General features: G+C 71.5%; 21 protein-coding genes. 9 read left to right on the plus strand and 12 right to left on the minus strand.

Annotated elements, in window-relative coordinates:
• Positions 1 to 41 precede the first annotated feature (41 nt).
• Positions 42 to 1,070 carry a fatty acid desaturase family protein gene (locus AC0NH5_RS04790; RefSeq protein WP_474400396.1) on the plus strand — a complete coding sequence of 343 codons (1,029 nt, stop codon included), beginning with the start codon at positions 42 to 44 and terminating at the stop codon, positions 1,068 to 1,070.
• Between the two features lie 91 nt (positions 1,071 to 1,161).
• Here AC0NH5_RS04790 and AC0NH5_RS04795 read toward each other — a convergent pair whose 3' ends face one another.
• The 3 genes from AC0NH5_RS04795 to AC0NH5_RS04805 all read right to left on the minus strand — a co-directional run bounded on the left by AC0NH5_RS04795 (position 1,162) and on the right by AC0NH5_RS04805 (position 3,078).
• On the minus strand, positions 1,162 to 1,884 hold the full coding sequence (locus AC0NH5_RS04795; protein WP_474400397.1) for an ANTAR domain-containing protein: 723 nt from the start codon (positions 1,882 to 1,884) through the stop codon (positions 1,162 to 1,164).
• A gap of 41 nt (positions 1,885 to 1,925) precedes the next feature.
• The gene (locus AC0NH5_RS04800) at positions 1,926 to 2,660 is read right to left on the minus strand and encodes a GAF and ANTAR domain-containing protein (protein ID WP_474400399.1); all 735 of its coding nucleotides are present in this window, start codon (positions 2,658 to 2,660) and stop codon (positions 1,926 to 1,928) included.
• A gap of 244 nt (positions 2,661 to 2,904) precedes the next feature.
• Positions 2,905 to 3,078: a CsbD family protein gene (locus AC0NH5_RS04805; protein WP_474400401.1), complete on the minus strand. Its 174-nt coding sequence runs from the start codon at positions 3,076 to 3,078 to the stop codon at positions 2,905 to 2,907.
• 286 nt (positions 3,079 to 3,364) lie between these two features.
• Between AC0NH5_RS04805 and AC0NH5_RS04810 the strand changes: the two genes are divergently transcribed.
• Both AC0NH5_RS04810 and AC0NH5_RS04815 read left to right on the plus strand, forming a co-directional pair.
• Positions 3,365 to 4,570, plus strand: a complete 1,206-nt coding sequence (locus AC0NH5_RS04810) for a SpoIIE family protein phosphatase (protein WP_474400402.1) — start codon at positions 3,365 to 3,367, stop codon at positions 4,568 to 4,570.
• Positions 4,571 to 4,740: 170 nt separating this feature from the next.
• On the plus strand, positions 4,741 to 4,944 hold the full coding sequence (locus tag AC0NH5_RS04815) for a cold-shock protein (protein WP_474400403.1): 204 nt from the start codon (positions 4,741 to 4,743) through the stop codon (positions 4,942 to 4,944).
• A 91-nt stretch (positions 4,945 to 5,035) separates the two neighbouring features.
• On the opposite strand, the gene AC0NH5_RS04820 is transcribed toward AC0NH5_RS04815, so the two are convergent.
• A complete protein-coding gene (locus AC0NH5_RS04820; RefSeq protein WP_474401366.1) occupies positions 5,036 to 5,275 on the minus strand; it encodes a hypothetical protein in 240 nt (79 codons plus the stop codon).
• A gap of 82 nt (positions 5,276 to 5,357) precedes the next feature.
• Between AC0NH5_RS04820 and AC0NH5_RS04825 the strand changes: the two genes are divergently transcribed.
• Positions 5,358 to 5,543 carry a hypothetical protein gene (locus tag AC0NH5_RS04825; protein WP_474400405.1) on the plus strand — a complete coding sequence of 62 codons (186 nt, stop codon included), beginning with the start codon at positions 5,358 to 5,360 and terminating at the stop codon, positions 5,541 to 5,543.
• Positions 5,544 to 5,636: 93 nt separating this feature from the next.
• Here the strand turns inward: AC0NH5_RS04825 and AC0NH5_RS04830 are convergent, their stop codons facing one another.
• Positions 5,637 to 6,056: a hypothetical protein gene (locus tag AC0NH5_RS04830; RefSeq protein ID WP_474400407.1), complete on the minus strand. Its 420-nt coding sequence runs from the start codon at positions 6,054 to 6,056 to the stop codon at positions 5,637 to 5,639.
• Positions 6,057 to 6,090: 34 nt separating this feature from the next.
• Complete coding sequence (locus AC0NH5_RS04835; RefSeq protein ID WP_474400408.1) at positions 6,091 to 6,879, minus strand: AfsR/SARP family transcriptional regulator; 789 nt, start codon at positions 6,877 to 6,879, stop codon at positions 6,091 to 6,093.
• Positions 6,880 to 7,140: 261 nt separating this feature from the next.
• Between AC0NH5_RS04835 and AC0NH5_RS04840 the strand changes: the two genes are divergently transcribed.
• From AC0NH5_RS04840 to AC0NH5_RS04850, 3 genes are read left to right on the plus strand one after another with little or no spacing between them, the layout of a single operon-like run.
• Positions 7,141 to 7,740 carry a DUF4956 domain-containing protein gene (locus tag AC0NH5_RS04840; protein ID WP_474400409.1) on the plus strand — a complete coding sequence of 200 codons (600 nt, stop codon included), beginning with the start codon at positions 7,141 to 7,143 and terminating at the stop codon, positions 7,738 to 7,740.
• The gene (locus tag AC0NH5_RS04845) at positions 7,737 to 8,522 is read left to right on the plus strand and encodes a polyphosphate polymerase domain-containing protein (protein ID WP_474400410.1); all 786 of its coding nucleotides are present in this window, start codon (positions 7,737 to 7,739) and stop codon (positions 8,520 to 8,522) included. The genes AC0NH5_RS04840 and AC0NH5_RS04845 overlap by 4 nt, the downstream gene beginning before the upstream one ends.
• A gap of 3 nt (positions 8,523 to 8,525) precedes the next feature.
• Positions 8,526 to 10,445, plus strand: a complete 1,920-nt coding sequence (locus AC0NH5_RS04850; RefSeq protein ID WP_474400411.1) for a CotH kinase family protein — start codon at positions 8,526 to 8,528, stop codon at positions 10,443 to 10,445.
• A gap of 90 nt (positions 10,446 to 10,535) precedes the next feature.
• On the opposite strand, the gene dhaK is transcribed toward AC0NH5_RS04850, so the two are convergent.
• The 6 genes from dhaK to AC0NH5_RS04880 are packed head-to-tail and all read right to left on the minus strand — an operon-like array spanning position 10,536 to position 16,935.
• Positions 10,536 to 11,531, minus strand: a complete 996-nt coding sequence (gene dhaK / locus AC0NH5_RS04855; RefSeq protein WP_474400413.1) for a dihydroxyacetone kinase subunit DhaK — start codon at positions 11,529 to 11,531, stop codon at positions 10,536 to 10,538.
• Positions 11,528 to 12,172, minus strand: coding sequence for a dihydroxyacetone kinase subunit DhaL (dhaL, locus tag AC0NH5_RS04860; protein ID WP_474400414.1), 645 nt, complete (start codon positions 12,170 to 12,172; stop codon positions 11,528 to 11,530). Before dhaL ends, dhaK begins: the two co-directional genes overlap by 4 nt.
• On the minus strand, positions 12,169 to 12,936 hold the full coding sequence (locus AC0NH5_RS04865) for an HAD-IA family hydrolase (protein ID WP_474400416.1): 768 nt from the start codon (positions 12,934 to 12,936) through the stop codon (positions 12,169 to 12,171). Before AC0NH5_RS04865 ends, dhaL begins: the two co-directional genes overlap by 4 nt.
• Complete coding sequence (locus AC0NH5_RS04870) at positions 12,933 to 13,784, minus strand: class II fructose-bisphosphate aldolase (protein ID WP_474400418.1); 852 nt, start codon at positions 13,782 to 13,784, stop codon at positions 12,933 to 12,935. Before AC0NH5_RS04870 ends, AC0NH5_RS04865 begins: the two co-directional genes overlap by 4 nt.
• Before the next feature lie 8 nt (positions 13,785 to 13,792).
• Positions 13,793 to 14,515 (minus strand): helix-turn-helix transcriptional regulator, encoded by a 723-nt coding sequence (locus tag AC0NH5_RS04875; RefSeq protein ID WP_474400420.1) that lies wholly within the window; start codon positions 14,513 to 14,515, stop codon positions 13,793 to 13,795.
• Positions 14,515 to 16,935, minus strand: coding sequence for a transglycosylase domain-containing protein (locus AC0NH5_RS04880; protein ID WP_474400422.1), 2,421 nt, complete (start codon positions 16,933 to 16,935; stop codon positions 14,515 to 14,517). Before AC0NH5_RS04880 ends, AC0NH5_RS04875 begins: the two co-directional genes overlap by 1 nt.
• Positions 16,936 to 16,980: 45 nt before the next feature.
• On the opposite strand from AC0NH5_RS04880, the gene AC0NH5_RS04885 reads away from it, so the two are divergent.
• Positions 16,981 to 17,331 carry a hypothetical protein gene (locus AC0NH5_RS04885; protein ID WP_474400424.1) on the plus strand — a complete coding sequence of 117 codons (351 nt, stop codon included), beginning with the start codon at positions 16,981 to 16,983 and terminating at the stop codon, positions 17,329 to 17,331.
• Between the two features lie 13 nt (positions 17,332 to 17,344).
• Entirely contained in the window at positions 17,345 to 19,390 is a 2,046-nt protein-coding gene (locus tag AC0NH5_RS04890) for a TPM domain-containing protein (RefSeq protein ID WP_474400426.1), read from the plus strand.
• The last annotated feature ends 56 nt before the right edge of the window (positions 19,391 to 19,446 follow it).

Genomic DNA, 19,446 nt, shown 5'->3' on the forward strand with positions numbered 1-19,446 from the left:
GCCATCCCGTGCGAGGCAAGCAGATTTTTAGGAGTCGCGCCATGAGCGCACCTGTCACGCAGCGGCCGAGACCGGCCGGCAGCGATTTCGCCGCCCTGAACCGTCAGATCGTCGACGCCGGGTTGCTCGAGCGGCGACCCGCCTATTACGCGGTGCGGATGAGCGTCGTGACCGCCTTGTTCCTCGGCGGATGGGCGGCCTTCTTCCTGGTCGGCTCCTCCTGGTGGACCGTCGCGGTGGCCGCCGTGCTGGGGGTGACGTTCTCGCAGGCGGGCCTGCTGGCGCACGACGTGGCGCACCGGCAGGTGTTCCGGACGAAGCGGCCCAGCGCCCTGGTCGGCCGGCTCGCGGCCAACGTCGGGATCGGCATGAGTTACGGCTGGTGGATGGACAAGCACACCCGCCACCACAACAACCCCAACCACGACGATCTCGACCCGGATGTCCGACCCGAGGTGCTGATCTGGGCCACCGAGTCGGCCTGGGGCCGCCGCGGGGTGAAGGGGTTCATCAGCCGTCACCAGGCCGGGCTGTTCTTCCCGCTGCTGACGCTGCTCAGCATCGACCTACGCATCTCCAGCATCAAGGCGCTGCGGCACCCCGGCATCAAGCACCGCGGCCTGGAGGCGGGGCTGATGGCCCTGCACTTCGTCGGCTACGCGTCCGCGCTGCTCCTGGTGCTGTCGCCGGCGCAGGCCCTGGTGTTCTTCCTCGTGCACCAGGCGGTGTTCGGGGTGTACCTCGGGATGACGTTCGCGCCGAACCACAAGGGCATGCCGCACCCGACCGGCGACGAGGACTACCTGCGCAAGCAGGTCGTCACCTCGCGCAACGTCACCGGCGGACCGCTGATCGACATGGCGCTGGGCGGCCTGAACTATCAGATCGAGCACCACCTGTTCCCGGCGATGCCCACGCCGAACCTGCGCAAGGCACAGCCCATCGTCCGGGCGTACTGCGAGCGGGTCGGCGTGCCGTACGTGGAGACGAGCCTCGTCGAGTCGTACCGGCAGGCGCTGCGCTATCTGCACGAGGTCGGCGCCCCGCTGCGCGAGGCGCGATCGAGGTAGGCCCGCGCCGGGCCGACGGGCAACCCGGCCCCGCCGCCGCGAGAACCGTTGTGTGAAGTTCGGGTGCGCTGCGCGCCCGAACTTCACACGCTCAGGCTGTCAGATCCGGCAGGGTGGGAAGCTCGGTGACGATGGCGTTGGCGACGTTGCTGAGGCGGCGGTTGTTCGTGCGGGCGTGGTGCCGGATCAGCGTGAACGCCTCGTCCGGGGTCAGCCCACGGGCCTGGGCGACGATGCCTTTGGCCTGCTCGATGACGATCCGGCTGTTCAGCGCGCCCTGGAGTTGCTCGGTGAGCACCTCGCCGCGCCGGATGGCGCGCTCCTGCAGCAGCCCGATCACGGCGACGTCGGCCAGCGACTGCACGATGGAGGTGTCCGCGTCGTCCAGCTCGGTGGCGCTGCCGAACACGCCCATCGCCCCGATCACCTCCCGGCGCAGGCGCAACGGGAACGCGTGCACCGACTCGAAGCCGCTCCGCGCGGCTCGGGGTGCGAACTGGGGCCACTTGTCCGTCGCCGCGGCCAGGTTCACGTTGGTGACCGGCCGGGCGCTGCGGAACGCGTCCAGGCACGGGCCGTCATCGTGCTGCAGCTGGAACAGCTCCAGGAGCCGGGCGCTCTCGTCGGACGCCGCCATGAAGGTCAGCCGGCCGCGGTGGTCGGCGAGCATCAGCCCGACCTCGCCGGTGTCGAACAACCCGGCCACCTGCCGGGTGAGCATCTGGAGGAACTCGACGACGTCGAACTCGTCGACGAGCGTGTCGGCGACCTTGACGAACAATGTCGCGAGCCGTTCGGCGGAAACAGTGGTCACAGCGGTTTACCGCCCCTCTCCGGTTACGGTTCCGACGGCGGTCACGACTGGTCGCTGTCGAACGAAAGCCTACGCGCGACGACGTCGCGCGCCACATCGCCCAGCGGCCGGTCATGGGCGTACGCAAAGGCCCGCAGTTGCGCCAGCGCGTCGGTCAGCGAGGTTCCCAACTGCACCGCCACCATCCCCTGCGCCTGGAACAGCTCCGCACGCTGGCCCATCACCTCGTCCAGCCCGTCGGCCACCGTGCCCGGGGCGGCCTCCGCCTGCCCGTCGAGCAGCGTCGTGACTGCCACGTCGGCGAACGTCAGCGCGTCGCGGAACTGGCCGGTCGTCAGGGAGCCCGGCTCGACCCGGAACACGTCGAGAGCGCCGAGGCGTGCGGCGCCGACCTGCAACGGGAACGCGAATACCGCTCGCATGCCGCGGCCGTGCAACTCGGACGCGTAGCCCGGCCAGCGCCGCATCGCACCGTCGGCGAGGTCGGGCACCAGCACCGGCAGACGGGTGGTGAACGCGTCCAGACACGGACCCTCACCCAGCGTGAACTGCAGCTCCTCGAGCGGTCCATAGGCCGGCTCGGACACCGCCGCCACACCTCGCATCCCTTGTCCCGCGACCACACTCACCCCCACGCCCGAGGCGGACAGGGCGCGTTCCGCGGCCTTGCACAAGCGGCGCAGGATCCCGGCGGCGCCGGCGCGGTCACCGGGCCGTGCCGGCTCGTCCCCGATCAGGCGGGCCACCCGGACGATGCGCTCATCCACGGCAGTCACCGGGCGGTCCCGCGCGCCGGGGCCACACTGCTTCGAGCCGATAGCAACTCCGCACGGCTGCACCTCTCCCTGACACGGGGAACCGCCGAGGGCCAGGGCAGCAGCATGTCCGACATTTTTGCCTGTACACGTGACACTACGCCACCCGGGCGGCCATCTCTCGGCCGCCACGTCCGGGCGCGGGCACGGCGCCGGGGCCGGCTCCGTCAGTGGATGCCGGCCCCGTTCGCAGGTCGTACCCTGCTCAGCTCTTGAAGGCGTCCTTGATCTTCTCGCCGGCCTGCTTGACGTTCGACGACGTCTCGTCCGCCTTGCCCTCGGCCTTGAGGTCCTTGTCATCGGTGGCCTCGCCGACGCCCTGCTTGGCCTTGCCCGCAACTTCCTGGGTCTTGTTCTCGATCTTGTCGTCGAGTCCCATGACGATCCTCTCCCGCGCCCGCGCACGGACCTCGTCGGCTGACGACGTCTCGCTGAGCGGCGGTGCTCACCCAATGGTGCCCGTGGCTGGTGGCGCGAAACGCTTCGCCGGTTCCCGATCGGCTGCGCGGTCCCGGTTGGCACGCCCCCGGGGCCCACCTCCCGGGTGACGTTCGGTTGCTCGGGTGGGACACTCGGCAGGTGAAGCGATCACCACGGCGATTTGCCGATTGCGTCGGCGCCTAGTGTGGCCGCGGGTCCGCCGGTCCCGCCGGGGGAGCCGGACGGTGGACCGGCCGTCGACGGCGAAGGTCCCGTTCCCGGCGCTGCTGGAGGACGACCTCGACGACTTCTACGACAACGCTCCGTGCGGCTTCGTCTCGACGCTGCCGGACGGCACGATCGTCAAGGTCAACGTGACCCTGCTCACCTGGCTGGGTCACCCGGCCGCCGACCTGATCGGTCAGCGGCGGTTCGTTGATCTTTTCACCCCGGGCAGCCGTCTCTACCACGAGACGCACTGCGCGCCGCTGCTCTGGCTGGGGAAAGACGTCAAAGGCGTGGCGGTGGAGCTGCGGGCCGCCGACGGCACCGTGCTGCCGGTCCTGATCACCTCCACCGTCAAGGTCGGCCCCGACGGCACGTCGCAGCTGATCCGCACCACCGTCTTCGACGCCCGCGAGCGGCGCGCGTACGAGAACGAGCTGTTGGCGGCCCGCCGCACCGCCGACCGGGAACGGGACCGGCTCCGCCTGCTCGCCGGCGGCCTGCAGCGCAGCCTGCTGCCCGCGTCGCTGGCGGTTCCGCCCGGCATGACCACGGCGTCGCTGTATCACATGGCGTCCGCCGACGAGGTCGGCGGCGACTTCTACGACCTGTTCCCGCTGTCCGGCGACCGGTGGGGCTTCTTCCTCGGCGACGTGCGGGGAAAGGGGGTGGCCGCGGCCGCGGTGACCGCCGCCGCCCGATACACCCTGCGGGCGGCCGCCGTCTACGACTCCGAACCCGTCGCCGTGCTGCGCAACCTCAACACCGTCGTGTACCAGGACTACGCCACGCCGGGGCACCGGCACTGCACCGTCGTCTTCGGCGTCCTGGAGCGGCGGGGCGGTGGCTGGACCGCGACGGTTGCCTCCGGTGGTCACCCACCGGCCCTGGTGATCCGGGCCGACGGCTCCGCCGGGTACCACACCACGGACGGCGGCACGCTCATCGGCATCCTGGCCGAGCCGCGCCTGGTCGCCCGGACGATCTCGCTGGAGGTGGGCGACACCCTGATCCTCTACAGCGACGGGCTGACCGAGGCCCGGACCCGCACCGGCGGGCGTTACGGCGACCAGGCGCTGCTGGAGTTCGCGCGCGGGCTCGGCCCGATCGGCGCCCCGGCCGTCGTCGACGCCATCGCCGGCCTGCTCACGACGTTTGCCGAGGTCGACGACGACGTCGCGGTGATCGCGCTGACCGTGGGCGACGAGCGGGCGGCGCGGGGCTGAGCGTCGCCGGCGGGGGCGTGCTACGGTCGACGAGTTGCAGTTGTGATTCCGTTGACGTTACCGGCGCCTGATGGGTATCCAATCCCAGATCAGGCGCCTTTTGTCATGTCCCGCCGGTGCGGGGCGGAAGCGATTGCCGCGCTGTCTTTTCCATCCGATTGAGGAGCACTATGACGACAGGCACCGTGAAATGGTTCAACAGCGACAAGGGCTTCGGCTTCATCGCCCAGGACGGTGGTGGCGCTGACGTGTTCGCCCACTTCTCGGCCATCGAGACGAGCGGGTACCGCAGCCTCGAGGAGAACCAGCGGGTCGAGTTCGAGATCACCCAGGGTGCCAAGGGGCCGCAGGCCTCGAACATCCGCCCGCTCTGACTCGTTCCGGCCGGGCGGCCCACCGATGTGGTGGGCCACCCGGCCGGCGCCTATCGCGGCGGCATGCCCGCCGCGGCCACGCCCGGCCGGCTCAGGCCGGCGCAGCAGCCTGCGTCACGGGCTCCAGCTCCCGCCAGCCACTGCTCGAACCGCGCCACGCATCGGCGACGATCAGTGCGGACCCGCGCCCCGGGCACTCCTGCACGCGATAACGCCCCGCCGCCCCGCCGATCTGGACCAGGACGTCCCACCGGGAGCCGTCGCTGCGAATGTAGACATCGCGCCGGGAGCGCGTTGTGCTGCTGCCGTTCCACCAGTGCCGCTGAACCATCACCGGGCAACCGTACAGGCGTGCAGCGCGCCGATGGTCTCCCGCAGGCACCAATCGACGAACAACCCTTGAAGGATCTTGTATGACACCGATTCACGACCACGCCGACCTGTTCCGGGCGCCGTCCGCGCCGTCCGCGGTCGGCACCCCGGGCCGGCCGGGATCAGCCGTCGACGGCAGCGCCGCGGCGATGCGCCGGCTGCGCCACCCGTTCGCGGTCCTCGCCGACCGGTCGCCCGGGACGGCCGAGACCCAGCACGCCATGTAGGACACCCGTCCTCCCCGGGTGCCGGGGCCGTCCTTCGCCGGTCGCCGAACGGGACAGCTGACAGGAGCCGTCAGCCGCCCCGCCGGGCGCCGGTCACACCAGGCTGTAGCCGGTGGCGTAGCACGGGCTTGCGGTCAGTGAGTACACCCCGGCGTAGGGCAGGTACCCGTAGAAGATGTTGCCGTTGGAGCAGTAGACGTAGATCGTCGCCGGGATGGCGACGGAGCAGCCGATGGTCGACGTGACGCCGTCGTAGCCGTCGAAGGTGCAGAAGCCGGGCAGCGGACCGCGCGCGGTAGCGCCGGCCGGAACGGCTCCGGCCCGCTTGACGTCGGCCTTCTGAGCCTTCTTCGCGACGGTGGGCGCCACCCGGGGCAGCGCGGAGCCGGTGGCCGCCGGAACGGCGTCGTGGGCCGGAGCGGCCTGGGCCGGGACGGCCAGGAATGCGGCGGCCAGCAGAGCGACGGCGGTGCCGAACAGAGCCAGCAGGGCCGAGCGGACGGTACGGGTCATCTCTTCCTCCCCAAACTGAACGATATGGACCGGCTCAGCCTCGCGGGCCGCGTTGGACGGGCGCTGGACGGTGGCCGGACGCGTCGCCGTGCAGCAGTTGCCGATACGCCGAGACCAGCTCGGGAGCCGGATCGACACCCAGTTCCTCGGCCAGCCGCAGACAGGTCGAGCGATAGACCTCGAAGCCCCGGGCACGCTGCCCGGAGGCGTGCCAGGCGCGGACGAGACGGGCCTGCGCGGACTCGTCGAGCGGGTGCCGCACGGCATCCTCGGCGAGCATGGCCAGCACGTCGGTCGCCTGGCCGGAATCGGTCATCAGCTCGCCGTACCGAGCTACCACCTGGCGGTGTTCCACGGTCAGTGCGGTGACTTCCGGATGGGTGGCCAGCAGCGGCACGTCGGCGAGCGGCGGGCCGTGCCACAGATCGAGCGCCCGTGCGAAAGCGGCGATCGCCGCCCCGCTGTCGCGGGCGCGTTCAGCTCGGCGGGCGGCGCGGACCGTACGCCGGAACTGGATCGCGTCGACGGTCGCGGTGTCCGCGAGAAAGGCGTAACCGTCGGCGACAGCCGGCAGGGCGAGGCTCTTCGCCCGGGCCGGACGGTCCGGTTCCAGCAACCGGCGCAGCCGCTTGGCATATGTCTGGAGCACGTTGGCCGCGGCCCGGGGCGCGTCAGCCGGCCACAGCGCGTCGACCAGGGCCTGCCGGGTCAGTGGCTGACCGGCCATCAGCGCCAGCAGGCCGAACAGCGCCCGCTGGCCGGGTGGGCCGACCTCGGCCTCGGTCCCGTCCCGCCACACCCGGATACGTCCGAGAATTTGCACGTCGAGCACCTGCGGTCCCCCTTGTCCACCGGTTGTGCCGTCGTGCGGGGGGTTCGGCCACGGGTGCGCGGTGGATGGGTGGCCGACGGCTTCCGGACAGTGGGACGGATCAAGGGATTCCGGAAGTTTTAGCCGCCACGTATACCTTTCAGCCCTGACCAGACATTGACAGCCATCAACCTCCGACCTAGCCTTCGAGCGAAGTTCCGGTTGTTAACCGAAACTTCCGAAGACGTTCACGTGCTCGGAGGAGACCGGATCATGTCCGAATTCGCCCTGCTCGGGGCCGACCTGGTGGCCATCACCGCGCTGGTGTTCGGGCTGTACTTCCCACGGCACCGGCGCCGCGATCTGGTGGTCGCCTACTTCGCCGTCAACGTCGGCGTGCTGGCGGTGGCCGCCGCGCTGCGCACCAGTGACGCCGGTGCGGGTCTCGGGCTGGGGTTCGCGCTGTTCGGCGTGCTCTCCATCATCCGGTTGCGCTCCACCGAGCTGGACCAGCACGAGGTCGCGTACTTCTTCTCGGCCCTCGCGCTGGGCCTGCTGGGCGCCCTGGAGACCGCGTCCGTCTGGCGCAACGTCGCGCTGATGGGCCTGATCCTTCTTGTCCTGGCGCTCGTCGACAACCGGTGGCTGCTCGGCCGGTACAGGCAGCAGATCGTCGTCCTCGACTCCGTCGTGACCGGCGAGGACCAGTTGGTCCGCCGGCTGGAGGAGCTGCTGGGGGCCAAGGTGCACTCGGCCCGCCTGCTGCGGGTCGACCTGATCAACGACTCCACGCTGGTCGACGTGCGGTATTCCGGGCCGTCCGGGAAGTCGGTCGCCCCGGTCAGCCCGGCGACGTACGCGGCGCAGCGATGAGGGCGGCGCTGGCCGGGCTCGCCCCGGTCGGGCTGGCCGAGATGGAGGAGCGCGCCGCCCTGCAGAGCCGGTTCGACCGTAAGTACATCGTGCCGGTCAGCGAGGCGCAGTGGCTGCTGGACGCGCTGGCGCCGGACGCGCGGGTCCTCGAGATCGACGGCCTGCGGCACTTCACCTACGAGTCGTTCTACCTCGACACCCCCGATCTGGCCAGCTATCTGCGCACGGCGTACCGGCACCGCCGCCGCTTCAAGATCAGGACCAGGACGTACGTCGACTCCGGTGTCTGCCGGCTGGAGGTCAAGGTGCCGGGACCGCGCGGCAGCACGGTCAAGTACCGGGCGCCGCACGAGCCCGGGGAGCGACTCGCCGGCGCCGGGCTCGCCTTCCTCGACGACGTCTTCGCCCGCCACGGCCTGACACCCGCCGACCGCGCCGGCCTGGCACCCACCCTGCGCACCGCGTACCTGCGGTTCGCCCTGCTGCTGCCCGCCGCCGACAGCCGGGTCACCGTCGACACCGACCTGCGGTGGGCCGCCGACGGCCGGGAGCTGCGGCTGCCCACGTTCGCCATCGTCGAGACCAAGACCGGCTCGACCGCCTCGTACGCCGACCGCCTGCTGTGGAACCGGGGCCATCGTCCCGTCGCCCTCTCCAAATACGGCACCGGGCTCGCCGCGCTCCGCACCGAACTGCCGGCCGCGCCCTGGCGCCGGGTGCTCAGACGTCATTTCACCGCCGCTTTCACCACGACCTTCACCGCCGCCGGAGAGGATGGCTGACGCATGCGACAAGCGATCATCGTGCTGAGCATCATCGGGATGCTCCTGACCCCGGTGCGCACCCCAGCCGCGGCCGCAGCGGCCGGCGACATCACGTTCTCGGTGCCCAGCGGCACGTTCCAAGGCTCGGTGACGGTCTCGCTGAGCACCGCGATCACCGGCGCCGAGATCCGGTACACCACGAACGGCACCCCGCCGGCCGCGACCTCGGCCACCTATCCCGGCCGGCCGCTGACCCTGACCGGGACGACCCAGCTGCGGGCCCAGGCGTACGTGAACGGCGCGGCCACCGGCGCGCCCGGCACCGCCCTGTACGTCGCGCGAGCGGTGGACACCCCGCACGACCTGCCGCTGATGCTGATCGACGTCTACGGCAAGGGCAAACCCGGACGCGACTACGTCGACGCCGCCGCGATGGTCTTCGACACCACGGCCGGGCGCACCTCGCTGTCGTCGGCGCCCAGCCTGGCCACCCGCACCGGTATCCACCTGCGCGGCCAGTCGTCCGCCATGTTCGACAAGGCGCCGTACCGGCTCGAGTTCCGCGACGACAACGATGACGACGCCGACCACCCGGTCCTCGGCATGCCCGCCGACTCCGACTGGGTGCTGCGCGGGCCGTTCAGCGACAAGTCACTGATCCGGGAAGCCCTCGCCTACGACCTCGGCCGGGAGATGGGCCTGGTCACGCCGCGCTACCGCTTCGTCGAGCTCTACCTCAACACCGACGCGGCGCCGGTCGCGGCCGCCGACTACCAGGGCGTCTACATGATCGTGGAGACCATCAAGAACAGTAAGGACCGGCTCGACCTCAAACAGCTCGACGAGGACGACACCACGCTGCCGAAGATCACCGGCGGATACATCTTCAAGTTCGAGTGGCTGGCCGCCGAGGAACCCACCCTCACCTGTACAGGACCGGCCGCGACCTGCTGGAACTACCTCGAGGTCGAGGATCCGTCCCCGCTGAACGCCCCGCAGCGGGCCTGGCTGACCCAGCACCTCCAGCAGTTCCACGACATGCTGCACAGCCCACGCCTCACCGACCCGCAGACCGGATATCGCTCCTGGATCGACGCCGGCTCCTGGATCGACCTGATCATCCTCAACGAGTTCACCCGCGAGATGGACTCCTACCTGCGCAGCACCTACTTCTACAAGGACCGGGAAGGCCCGATCACGGCCGGGCCGCTGTGGGATTACGACCTGACCTTCGGCACCGGCGGCTTCTTCGGCAACGAGCAGACCGCCGGATGGCAGCACCAGCAGACCCGTACGCCCCAGGCCAACGACTGGTTCCAGATCCTGCTCACCGACCCCTCCTTCCAGAACGACCTCAAGGCCCGCTGGCAGGAGTTGCGCCGCGGCCCGCTGTCCACCGCGGCCCTCAACACCCGGGTCGACGCGCTGACCGCACCGCTGACCGCGGCCGCCCAGCGCAACTTCCAGCGCTGGCCGAACCTGGGCAGCCGGATGATCGGGCCGTTCATCACCGACACCGCCCCCACCTGGAGCGGTCAGGTGCAGGTCATGCGCACCTGGATGACCCAGCGCGCGGCTTGGCTCGACGGCCCGGCAGCGTGGGGCGCGGGCAGCACGCCGCCGACCACGCCGCCGCCCGTTGGCGGATGCACGGCGGCCTACAGCCAGACGGGTCAGTGGAGCGGTGGCTTCCAGGGGGAGGTGCGGGTCACCGCGGGGGCAGCGCCCATCGCCGGGTGGACGGTCACCCTGACCTTCGCGAACGGGCAGCGGGTCAATCAGGGGTGGAACGCGGTGGTGACCAGCAACGGTCCGGCGGTGACGGCGCGCAACGAGAGCTACAACGGAGTTCTCGGCGCGGCGGCGAGCACGACGTTCGGGCTGCTCGGCTCCTGGACCGGCAGCAACACCCCACCGACGGTGACCTGCGCGGCCGGCTGACAGCGCGACAGTCGGGCGCTTGTGGACATTGGGCGATTGACTACCGGAAGCGGTAGTCAATCGTCCACGATCGCGGTGGGTGGCGAACGGTCAGAAGATGCGGATGGCGGCCTCGGCGGGGGCTTCGAGAAGGCTCTCGATCTCGTCGTCCAGGCGGACCAGTGTGAGGGAGGCGCCGGCCATGTCGAGTGAGGTGCAGTACTCGTTGACGTAGCTGCGGGAGACCGTGATCCCGCGGCCGGCCAGTTGCTGCTGGGCCCGCCGGAAGAGGATGTACAGCTCGCTGACGGGCGTCCCGCCCAGGCCGTTGATCATCAGGGCGACACGGTCGCCGGAGCGGTAGGGGAGGTCGTCGGCCACGGCCTCCAGCATGTCGTCGACGAGGGCGTCGGCGTTCTTGATCTTCCGCCGTTCGCGGCCGGGTTCGCCGTGGATGCCGACGCCGAACTCGATCTCGTCGGGGCCCAGGTCGAACAGCGGGGAGCCCTTGGCGGGTGGGGTGCAGGCGGTCAGCGCGACGCCGATCGTGCGGGTGACGTCGTTGACCCGGCGGCCGATGCGCAGCAGCTCGTCCAGGTCGGCGCCCTGTTCGGAGGCGGCGCCGACGGCCTTGATGACGAAGAAGTTGCCGGCCACGCCGCGCCGGCCGACCGTGTACGTCGAGTCCCGGACCGCTACGTCGTCGTCGATGGTGAGGATCTCGGCGCGGATGCCGTCCGCCTCGGCCATCTCCTTGCCCATGTCGAACGCCATCCGGTCGCCGGTGTAGTTGTTGACCAGCAGCAGGACGCCCTTCGGCGAGTTGAGCAGCCTCGCGGTCTCGTAGACGTAGTCCATCGGCGGCGCGGCGAACACGTCACCCGGGCACGCGGCGTCGAGCATGCCGCGGCCGACGGCCATCACGTGGGCCGGCTCGTGCCCGGAGCCGGAACCCTGGACGATCGAGACCTTGTTGTCGCGGGGCGCGTCGGCTCGCATGATCAGGTTGTGGGCGGGGATGTACTTCAGCTTGCCGGGGTTGGCCAGCGCGACGCCCTCCAGCATCTCGGCCACGTAGTTCTTCGGGTCGTTGATGAACTTCTTCATGACGGAGCCCCTCTCAGAACCGCACTGATCCGCTCGACGATGACCGCCACGGCGACCGCGCCGGCGTCCGCCGAATCCCTGCTGCGTTCGCCCGTGTAGGACGCCCGTCCGCGCCTGGCGAGCATGCCGCGGGTCGCCTCGGCCGCCTGGCGGGTGACCACGGCGGCCGCCCGCAGGGCCTTCTCGCCGTCCGCGCCGTCGGCGAACTCCCGTTCCAGGCAGTCGGTCATCGGCACCAGCGCGTCCAGCAGCGTCTTGTCGCCGACGTCCGAACGGCCGCGCGCCTTGATGCCCTCGATCGCCGCGCGCAGCATCGCCACCACCCGGTCGCCGGAGAGGTCCGCGGCGTCGCCGGCGGTGGCTCCGGCGCGCAGGAACGCCGTGCCCCACAGCGGGCCGGACGTGCCGCCGACCCGGGACGCGATGATCATGCCGCTGCGTTTGAGGAACGTCCCGGCGTCGGTGCGGTCGATGCCGTCCCAGCCGTCCAGCAGCTTCTCGAAGCCGCGGGCCAGCGAATAACCGAGGTCGCCGTCGCCGACCACGGCGTCGAGGTCGCCGAAGTACTTCTCGTTCTCGATCGCCGTCTCGGCGATCGTGCGGACCACCAGCTCGGTGTTCGCCAGCGCGGTGCCGGTCATCGCCGCGCCTCCAGGCAGGCTCGCAGGTCGTCGAGGGTCAGGAACGGTCCCGGGCGCACCCCGCCGCGGTCGGCCAGCACCTCGATCGGTGGGCGGTCCGGGTCGCCGAGTTCGGAGACGACCAGCAGCGCCTCGCCGAAGTCCTCGTCGCGGGTGTAGCCGTTGACGGTGATCAGGCAGCCGAGCCCGGCGCCGGTGGCGGCGAGCAGACCGTTGCGGGAGTCCTCCACCACCAGCGTGTCGGCGGGGTCGAGACCGAGCCGGTCGACGGTCAGCTGATAGATCGCCGGGTCGGGTTTCTTGGCCGGCACGATGTCGCCGGCGAACACCGGGATGCCGTCGGCGGCCGCACCGCCGACGGCGTTGACGAGCACAGCGCGTACCGAAGCTTCCTGGGACGTGGAACTGACCGCGACAGTCCATCCCGCCTCGCGTGCCGCCTGGATGATCCGGGCGACGCCCGGCCGGGCCGGAAGCCGGCCCTCGCTGACCAGCCTGGTGAACGCGGCGGTCTTCGCGTGGTGCCAGGTCCGCAGCAGATCGGTACGGTCGGCGTCACCGGCCGCCGCCGCGACAGCGGGATCGGCGAACAGCGACGCCATCCGCTCCTTGCCGCCGCCGATCCGCAGCAGCCGCGCGTAATCGTCCTCGCTCCACCGGACCGGGAGCCCGAACTGCTGGAACGTGGCGTTGAACGCCGGCAGGTGGCCGTGCCGTTCGGTGTCGGCGAGCACGCCGTCGCAGTCGAACACGAGCGCGGTCACCAGGCACGTCCCGAGCCGCCGAACAGGCGGATGTGCCGGCGCGCCATCTCGACGACCGCCGCCCGCTGGTGCCGGAACAGCGACGGCGGGTCCGAGGTGCCGTTCGCGGAGAGGAACGCGCGACTCGCGCCGAGATAGGACTCCTTCAGCGCGGTGGAGATGTTGACCTTGGCGCAGCCGCGGGCGATCAGATCGGTGAACTGCTCGTCGGCGAGTCCGGTGCCGCCGTGCAGGGCCATCGGGACGCCGGTGGCGGCGACCAGGTCGCTGACCCGGCGCGCGTTCAGGACCGGGGCCCGCTGATAGCGGCCGTGCGCGTTGCCGATGGCCGGGGCGAAGCAGTCGACGCCGGTGCGCTTGATGAAGTCGGCCGCCACCTCCAGGCTCTGCACCATCGGGGCGTAGTCGTTGCCGATGTCGTCCTCGACGCCCTGAATGCCCTCGATCTCGCCCTCGACGTGGGCGCCGGCGCGGCGGGCCTCGGCGACCACCTCGATGGTCTGGCGCAGGTTCTCGGCGACGTCGAGCTCGTGCGCGTCGAACAGCACCGAGTTCCAGCCGCCGCGGAGGCAGTCGGAGATGACCGAGCGGTCCGGGCAGTGATCCAGGTGCAGGGTCACCGGGACGGGCGCCCGGTCGGCGAAGGCGCGGACGACGGCGAACAGCTGCGCCCGGCCGTACATCCGGACGGTCTTCACCGAGGTCTGCAGGATCACCGGGGCGTGCTCCTCGACCGCGGCCGCCAGCACGGCCTCGGTGGTCAGGTCATTGACGACGTTGAACGCCGCCACCCCGTACCGCTCGGCGAGGGCACGGTCGAGGATGTCCTTCAGGGCGACGACGGGCATGACGCCAGTCAAGACCCACGCGCACGCCCCGCGGTATGGGGGAAACTCCCCACCCAGCCGTTGTCCAGGGCGGTGACGACCGCCGCCGTCCGGTTGGTGGCCCCGGTCTTGCGCAGGATCGCGCCGACGTGCTTCTCCACGGTCTTCGCCGACAGGCCGAGCCGCCCGGCGATCCCGTGATAGGTCAGGCCGCGGCGCAGCAACTCCAGCACCTCGGCCTCGCGCGGGGTGAACGGCACCGGGCTCGGGCCGGGCACGGCCACCATGCCGCCGGCCTTGACTATCGCCGCGGCGACCGATTGGGAGAGCGCCTCCAGGTCGTCGACGCCGCCCGGGGACAGGGCCTCCATCGAGGGCGCGAAGACGACGTTGACGGCGATCACGTCCCCGCGCCACCAGATCGGCACCGCGGCGGCGGGGCGACGGCCGGCCGGATGCGCGGCGGCGAGATGGCCGGCCCGGATCCGGCCGTAATCGGGGATCACCACGGGCCGGCGGCTGCCGAACGCACGCCCGGTGGCGCCCTCGTCCAGCGGGAACGCCCGGCCGAGCTGGCAGTGCGCGCCGTACTCGGCGGCCTTGACGTAACAGCCGCGACCGGCGTCGATCAGCGACACGCTGCCGGCCTCCGAACCGGTCAGCCGGCCGGTGTGCCGGAGCAGCCGCCACAGCACCGGCGCCAGCCGCAGATCCCCGTAGACGTCGGTGACCGCTTCGTGCAGGGCGGACATCACCGGGGTGGCTCGGTCGGCGTGATGATCGGCGGCGGTGTCGGCCGCGCCGGCGGTTCGTCCGGCTTGCCTTTGCTGACCTCGATGATCACCACGCCGTCCTTGACGGTCCGGCCGCTCGGGTTCGTGCCGGCCGCGGTGCCGGCCGGGCAGTCCGAGTCGACCTCACGGCCGATCGACACGTCGAAACCGGCGCGCGCCACCCGGCTGCGGGCGGTGTCCAGCGGTTCGCACTCGACGTCGGGGATGGACCGCTGGTCGCCGTACGCGATCTTCCGGTCCGACGGCCGGGGGAACTGCACCCGCTCCTTGCCCTTCATGTAATCGGCGAGGGTGTGGTAGACGGCCGGGTTGACCTGGTCGTGGCGCAGCCGGTCGCGGTGTGCCTGGTAGTCGGGGTTCACCAGGTAGCCGGCCACCACCAGCGAGGTGGTGCCGGCGATCAGCGAGGCTGTCCGGTCCCGGTCGGTGGTGCCGGTCTTGCCGAACACCGGATGGCCGACCACCGCGCGGGTGGCGCGGGCGGTGGCGCCCTCGCACCGGCCGAGCCGGGCCGAGTCACCCACCGGGCAGCGGGCCGCGTCGATCGCGGCGCGGGCCACGCTCGCGCTGGTGGCCCGGTTGCAGCGGGTCCCGCCGACGTCGAGCTTCTCGCCGTCGCGGGTGGCGATCTGCTCGATCGGCGTGGGCTCGCAGTACATGCCGTCGGCAGCGAGCGTGGCATAGGCGTTGGCCATGTCGAGCGGGGTGGTCGCGGACACGCCGAGGGTGAACGCGCCCCACTGGTGCGAGTACCCCGGCGAGGCGAGCTTGGCGTCGTCCGGCTCCCGGAACTGGATACCGAAGCGTTTCGCGACCCCGACCACGTTCTCCGCCCCGACGCGTTCCTCGAGCGGCACGAAGTACGTGTTGATCGAAGAGCCGAGGCCGGTCCACATGTCGAAGACGCCCTTGCCGCCGCCGCCGGAGTTCTGCGGGCACCAGAAGTGCGTGCCGGGGCAGGCGGAGTCGCTGCTGCGCTGGACGATGTACTTCGACCGGTACGGGCTGTCCGTCTTGATCGTGTAGGCGAGCGGGAAGTCCCGTTCCAGCGCCGCCACGATCGTGAAGATCTTCATCACCGAGCCGGCCTGGTAACCGGTGATGTCGCCACCGCCGGTGAGCAGCGGGTTCGTCGTGTTCGGGTACGAACCGCGAACACCCTTGCGCGCCTTCTTCGGATCGGAGGAGAGCGGGTTCGCCGGGTCGGCCGGATTGTCCAGTTTGTATTTGCGGTTGGCGGCGAGCAGCCGCACCTTGCCGGTGCCGGGCTGGACCGCGGCCACCAGCAGCGCGTTCTTGTTCTTCTCCGAGATCAGATCGCCGATCCGGCCGCGGGCCTTGTTCTGCGCCTTGACGTCGAGCGTCGTGGTGATCCGGTAGCCGCCGCTCTTGAGCCGGCGCTCCCGGTCGTACGGTGTCGGGCCGAACTCCTGCCGGCCCATCCACCACCGGTAGAAGTAGTCGCAGAAGAAGCCCCAGTTGTTCTTCGGCACCGCGACGCACCCGTTGCTGACCGGCCGGACCTTGCGCGGGATCGGCTCCTTGATCGCCGCGGCGGCCTCGGCCGGCGTGATCGCCCCCGTCTCCACCATGGCCGGGATGACGTAGGTGTCGCGCCGCTCCTTGATCCGCTCGTACCCGTCCGGGGTGGTCGGGTCGTAACCGGACGGCGCGCGCACGATCCCGGCCAGCAGGGCGGCCTCGCCGATCGTCAGGTCCTTGGGCTGCTTGTTGAAGTAGACCCGGCTGGCGGCGAAGACCCCGTAGGTCTGCTTGCCGAACGGCACGATGTTCAGATAGCGCTCCAGGATCTGGTCCTTGCCCATCTGCTTCTCGAGCTCGATCGCGTACTTCATCTCAGTGATCTTGCGGCGCGGGGTGTCCTGGGTGGCCTCGATGACGTCCTGCGGGCTGGTCGCGGAGTACGCCAGCGACATCCGCACCCACTGCATGGTGATCGTCGAGGCGCCCTGTTTCGGGCCACCGTTCTTGTTGTTCACCAGCGCCCGCGCCACGCCCTTGAGGTCGACGCCGTGGTGGTTGTAGAAGTCCTGGTCCTCGGTCGCGACCATCGCGGCGCGCATCGGCTGCGAGATCTGCTTGAGCGGGACGTCGCTGCGGAACTCGTCGTGGAACTGGGTGATCTGGGTCTTGTTGTCGGCCGCGTAGACCCGGGAGACCTGCGGCGACTTGAACGCCTTGAGCTCGCTGGGCAGGCTCGCGAACGCCTGCTCCCCGGCCCTCGCGGCCAGACCGGACATGGCCAGATAGGGGAAGGCGGCCGCGGCCACGACGATGCCGGTGATCAGTCCGCAGGTCAGGAGGACGAACGCGTTGACGAAGACGTTGTGATCGCGCCTGCGTAGCCAGGAACTCACCGCCTTACGGTCCGGCCGCACAGTGACACCTGTCAAGGTCTATCCATGACCGATCGTGCCAGGACCGCCTGGGTGTGGATGTACTGCTCGCGTGACCGGCAGGCCAGGGTGGCCACGTTCCGGCTGTCCGGAGAGGAGTGGCAGCTGGCCACGGTGGGCCCGCCGGAGGAAGCGGGTGGCGCAGGCGGCGGGTTCCCGGTGGCCGGCCGCTTCGGGTTCGCGCCGGAATATCGGGGCTGTCCCGGGTGCGGCGGTGACGCCTATGTGCGGTGTGGAGCCTGCGGGCACCTCGGCTGCGGGCGCAGTGCCGAGACGATGTTCACCTGTGGGAACTGCGAGTACACCGGCCGGGTGTCCGGGCCGATCGATTCACTCGGCGCTCTCGACGTGGGCTGACTACGTTGGATCAGTGACTGTGCGAACCGTGGCGGCGCCACTCCTGCTCCTGCTGGCCGGCCTGCTCGCCCTGCCGGGTGCCGCCCGGGCCGACGAGCCGGCCCGGCTCGCCACCCAGATAACCGACGAGGCGGGCGCGCTGGGCGACCGGACCGAGGTGGACACCGCGCTGCGTGAGTTGCAGACCGAGACCGGCATGCAGCTGTTCGTGGTCTTCGTGCGCTCCTTCGACGGGATCCCGGCCCAGCAGTGGACCGACGAGACGGCCCGGCTCAGCGATCTGGGCGACCGGGACGCGCTGCTGGCGGTAGCGACAACCGATCGGGCGTACGCCTATTCGTTCCCCGGCGACTCCCGGTTCAGCGACCGCGAGCTGACCGACGTCGCCGCAAGCGACATCGAGCCCGCCCTCGCGCGCGGGGACTGGCCGGGCGCCGTGGTCGGCGCGGCGCGCGGCTATCAGGAGGCCGCCGGTGGCGGTGGCGGCGGGCTCGGTGGGGGTGGCGGCGGGCTCGGCGGCGCGGTGCTGGTGCTCGGCCTGGTGCTGGTGGCCGCCCTGGCCTGGGTGGTGCTGCGCCGACGGCGGCGCAAGGAGACCACGGAGCAGGCGCCTGTCCGGGCGGAACCGCCGCTGGAGGACCTGACCGGCGAGGCCAACACCCTGCTGCTGGAGCTCGACGACGACCTACGGGCCGGCGAACGTGAAGTCGATCTGGCGACCGCGCAGTACGGCGCCGAGACGACCACCCCGTTCCAGGCCGCTCTCGCCTCCGCGCGTGCCGACGTCGCCGAGGCGTTCCGGCTGCGGATGACCCTGGAAGAGGTGCCCGAGCCGGACGAGGCCACCCGGCGGCGCACGCTCGCCCGGATCATCGAGTTGTGCCGGGGCGCGGACGCCCGGCTGGACGCCGAGTCCGAGGCGTTCGACCGGCTGCGGGACCTGGAGGGCCGGGCCGCCGAGGTCGCCGACGGACTGGACCGGCAGCGCACCACCCTGGAGTCGGCTCTGCCCGCGGCGGCGGCCCGCGTCGAGGAGCTGCTCACCCGGTACAGCGGCGCCACGGTCACCGCGGTCGCCGGCAACGTGGATCAGGCCCGGGAGCGGCTCGCCTTCGCCGCGGACGCCGTCGGCCGGGCGCGAGCGGCGCTGACCGGGGGCGACACCGGCCCCGCGCAGGCGGCCCCTTCCGGCCCCGCCCAGGCCGCGCCGGCCGGCCGCGCCCAGGCAGCGCTGGCCGTCCGCGGCGCCGAGCAGGCCGTCGACCAGGCCGGCCAGTTGATCGCGGCGATCGATCAGGCGGCCACCGACCTGCCGGCCGCGCGGACCGCCGCGGACGCGCTGCTGACCGAGGTGACCGGCGAGCTGACCGCCGGCCGGGCGGCCCTGAGCGCGGACGTGACGCCGCCGGCCGGGCTCGCCGCCGCGGTCACCGCCGGGGAGCAGGCGATCGCCGAGGCCCGAGCGGCTCTGGGCACACCCCGGCCCGACCCGGTCGCGGTCGTCGCGCGGCTCCAGGCTGCCGACGCGGCCCTCGACAGCGCGCTCGCGGAGGTCCAGGACCAGGCCGAACGCGACGCGCACGCACGGGCCCTGCTGGCGCAGACCCTGCCGGTGGCGCGGGCCGAGATCACCGCGACCGGTGACTTCATCGCGACGCGCCGCGGGGCGGTCGGCCCGGACGCCCGGTCCCGGTTGTCCGAGGCGCACCGGCACCTGGCGCTGGCCGAGCAGGCGGCAACCGCCGACCCGGTCACCGCGCTGCGCGAGGCCGAGCAGGCGCGGCAGTTCGCGGCCGCCGCCGGGCACGCCGCGCAGGCCGACGTGCGGGCCTGGAGCTCGGCCGGTTCCGGCGGCATCGACGCGGGTTCGTTCGCCGGCGCGGTCCTCGGCGGCATCCTGGCCGGTGGCATGCGGTCCGGCGGCGGCTGGGGGAGCGGCTACGGCGGAGGTGGTTACGGCGGCGGCCGCGGCGGCGGCTTCGGCGGCGGCGGCTTCACGGGCGGTGGCTTCGGCGGCAGCGGCTCCCGGGCACGGCGCGGCGGCGGCGGGCGCTTCTGACAGTCAGTGCGTGTGAAGTTCGGGTCCGTATCGGACCCGAACTTCACACACTGTCC

The organism is Actinoplanes sp. 13 (assembly GCF_056134165.1).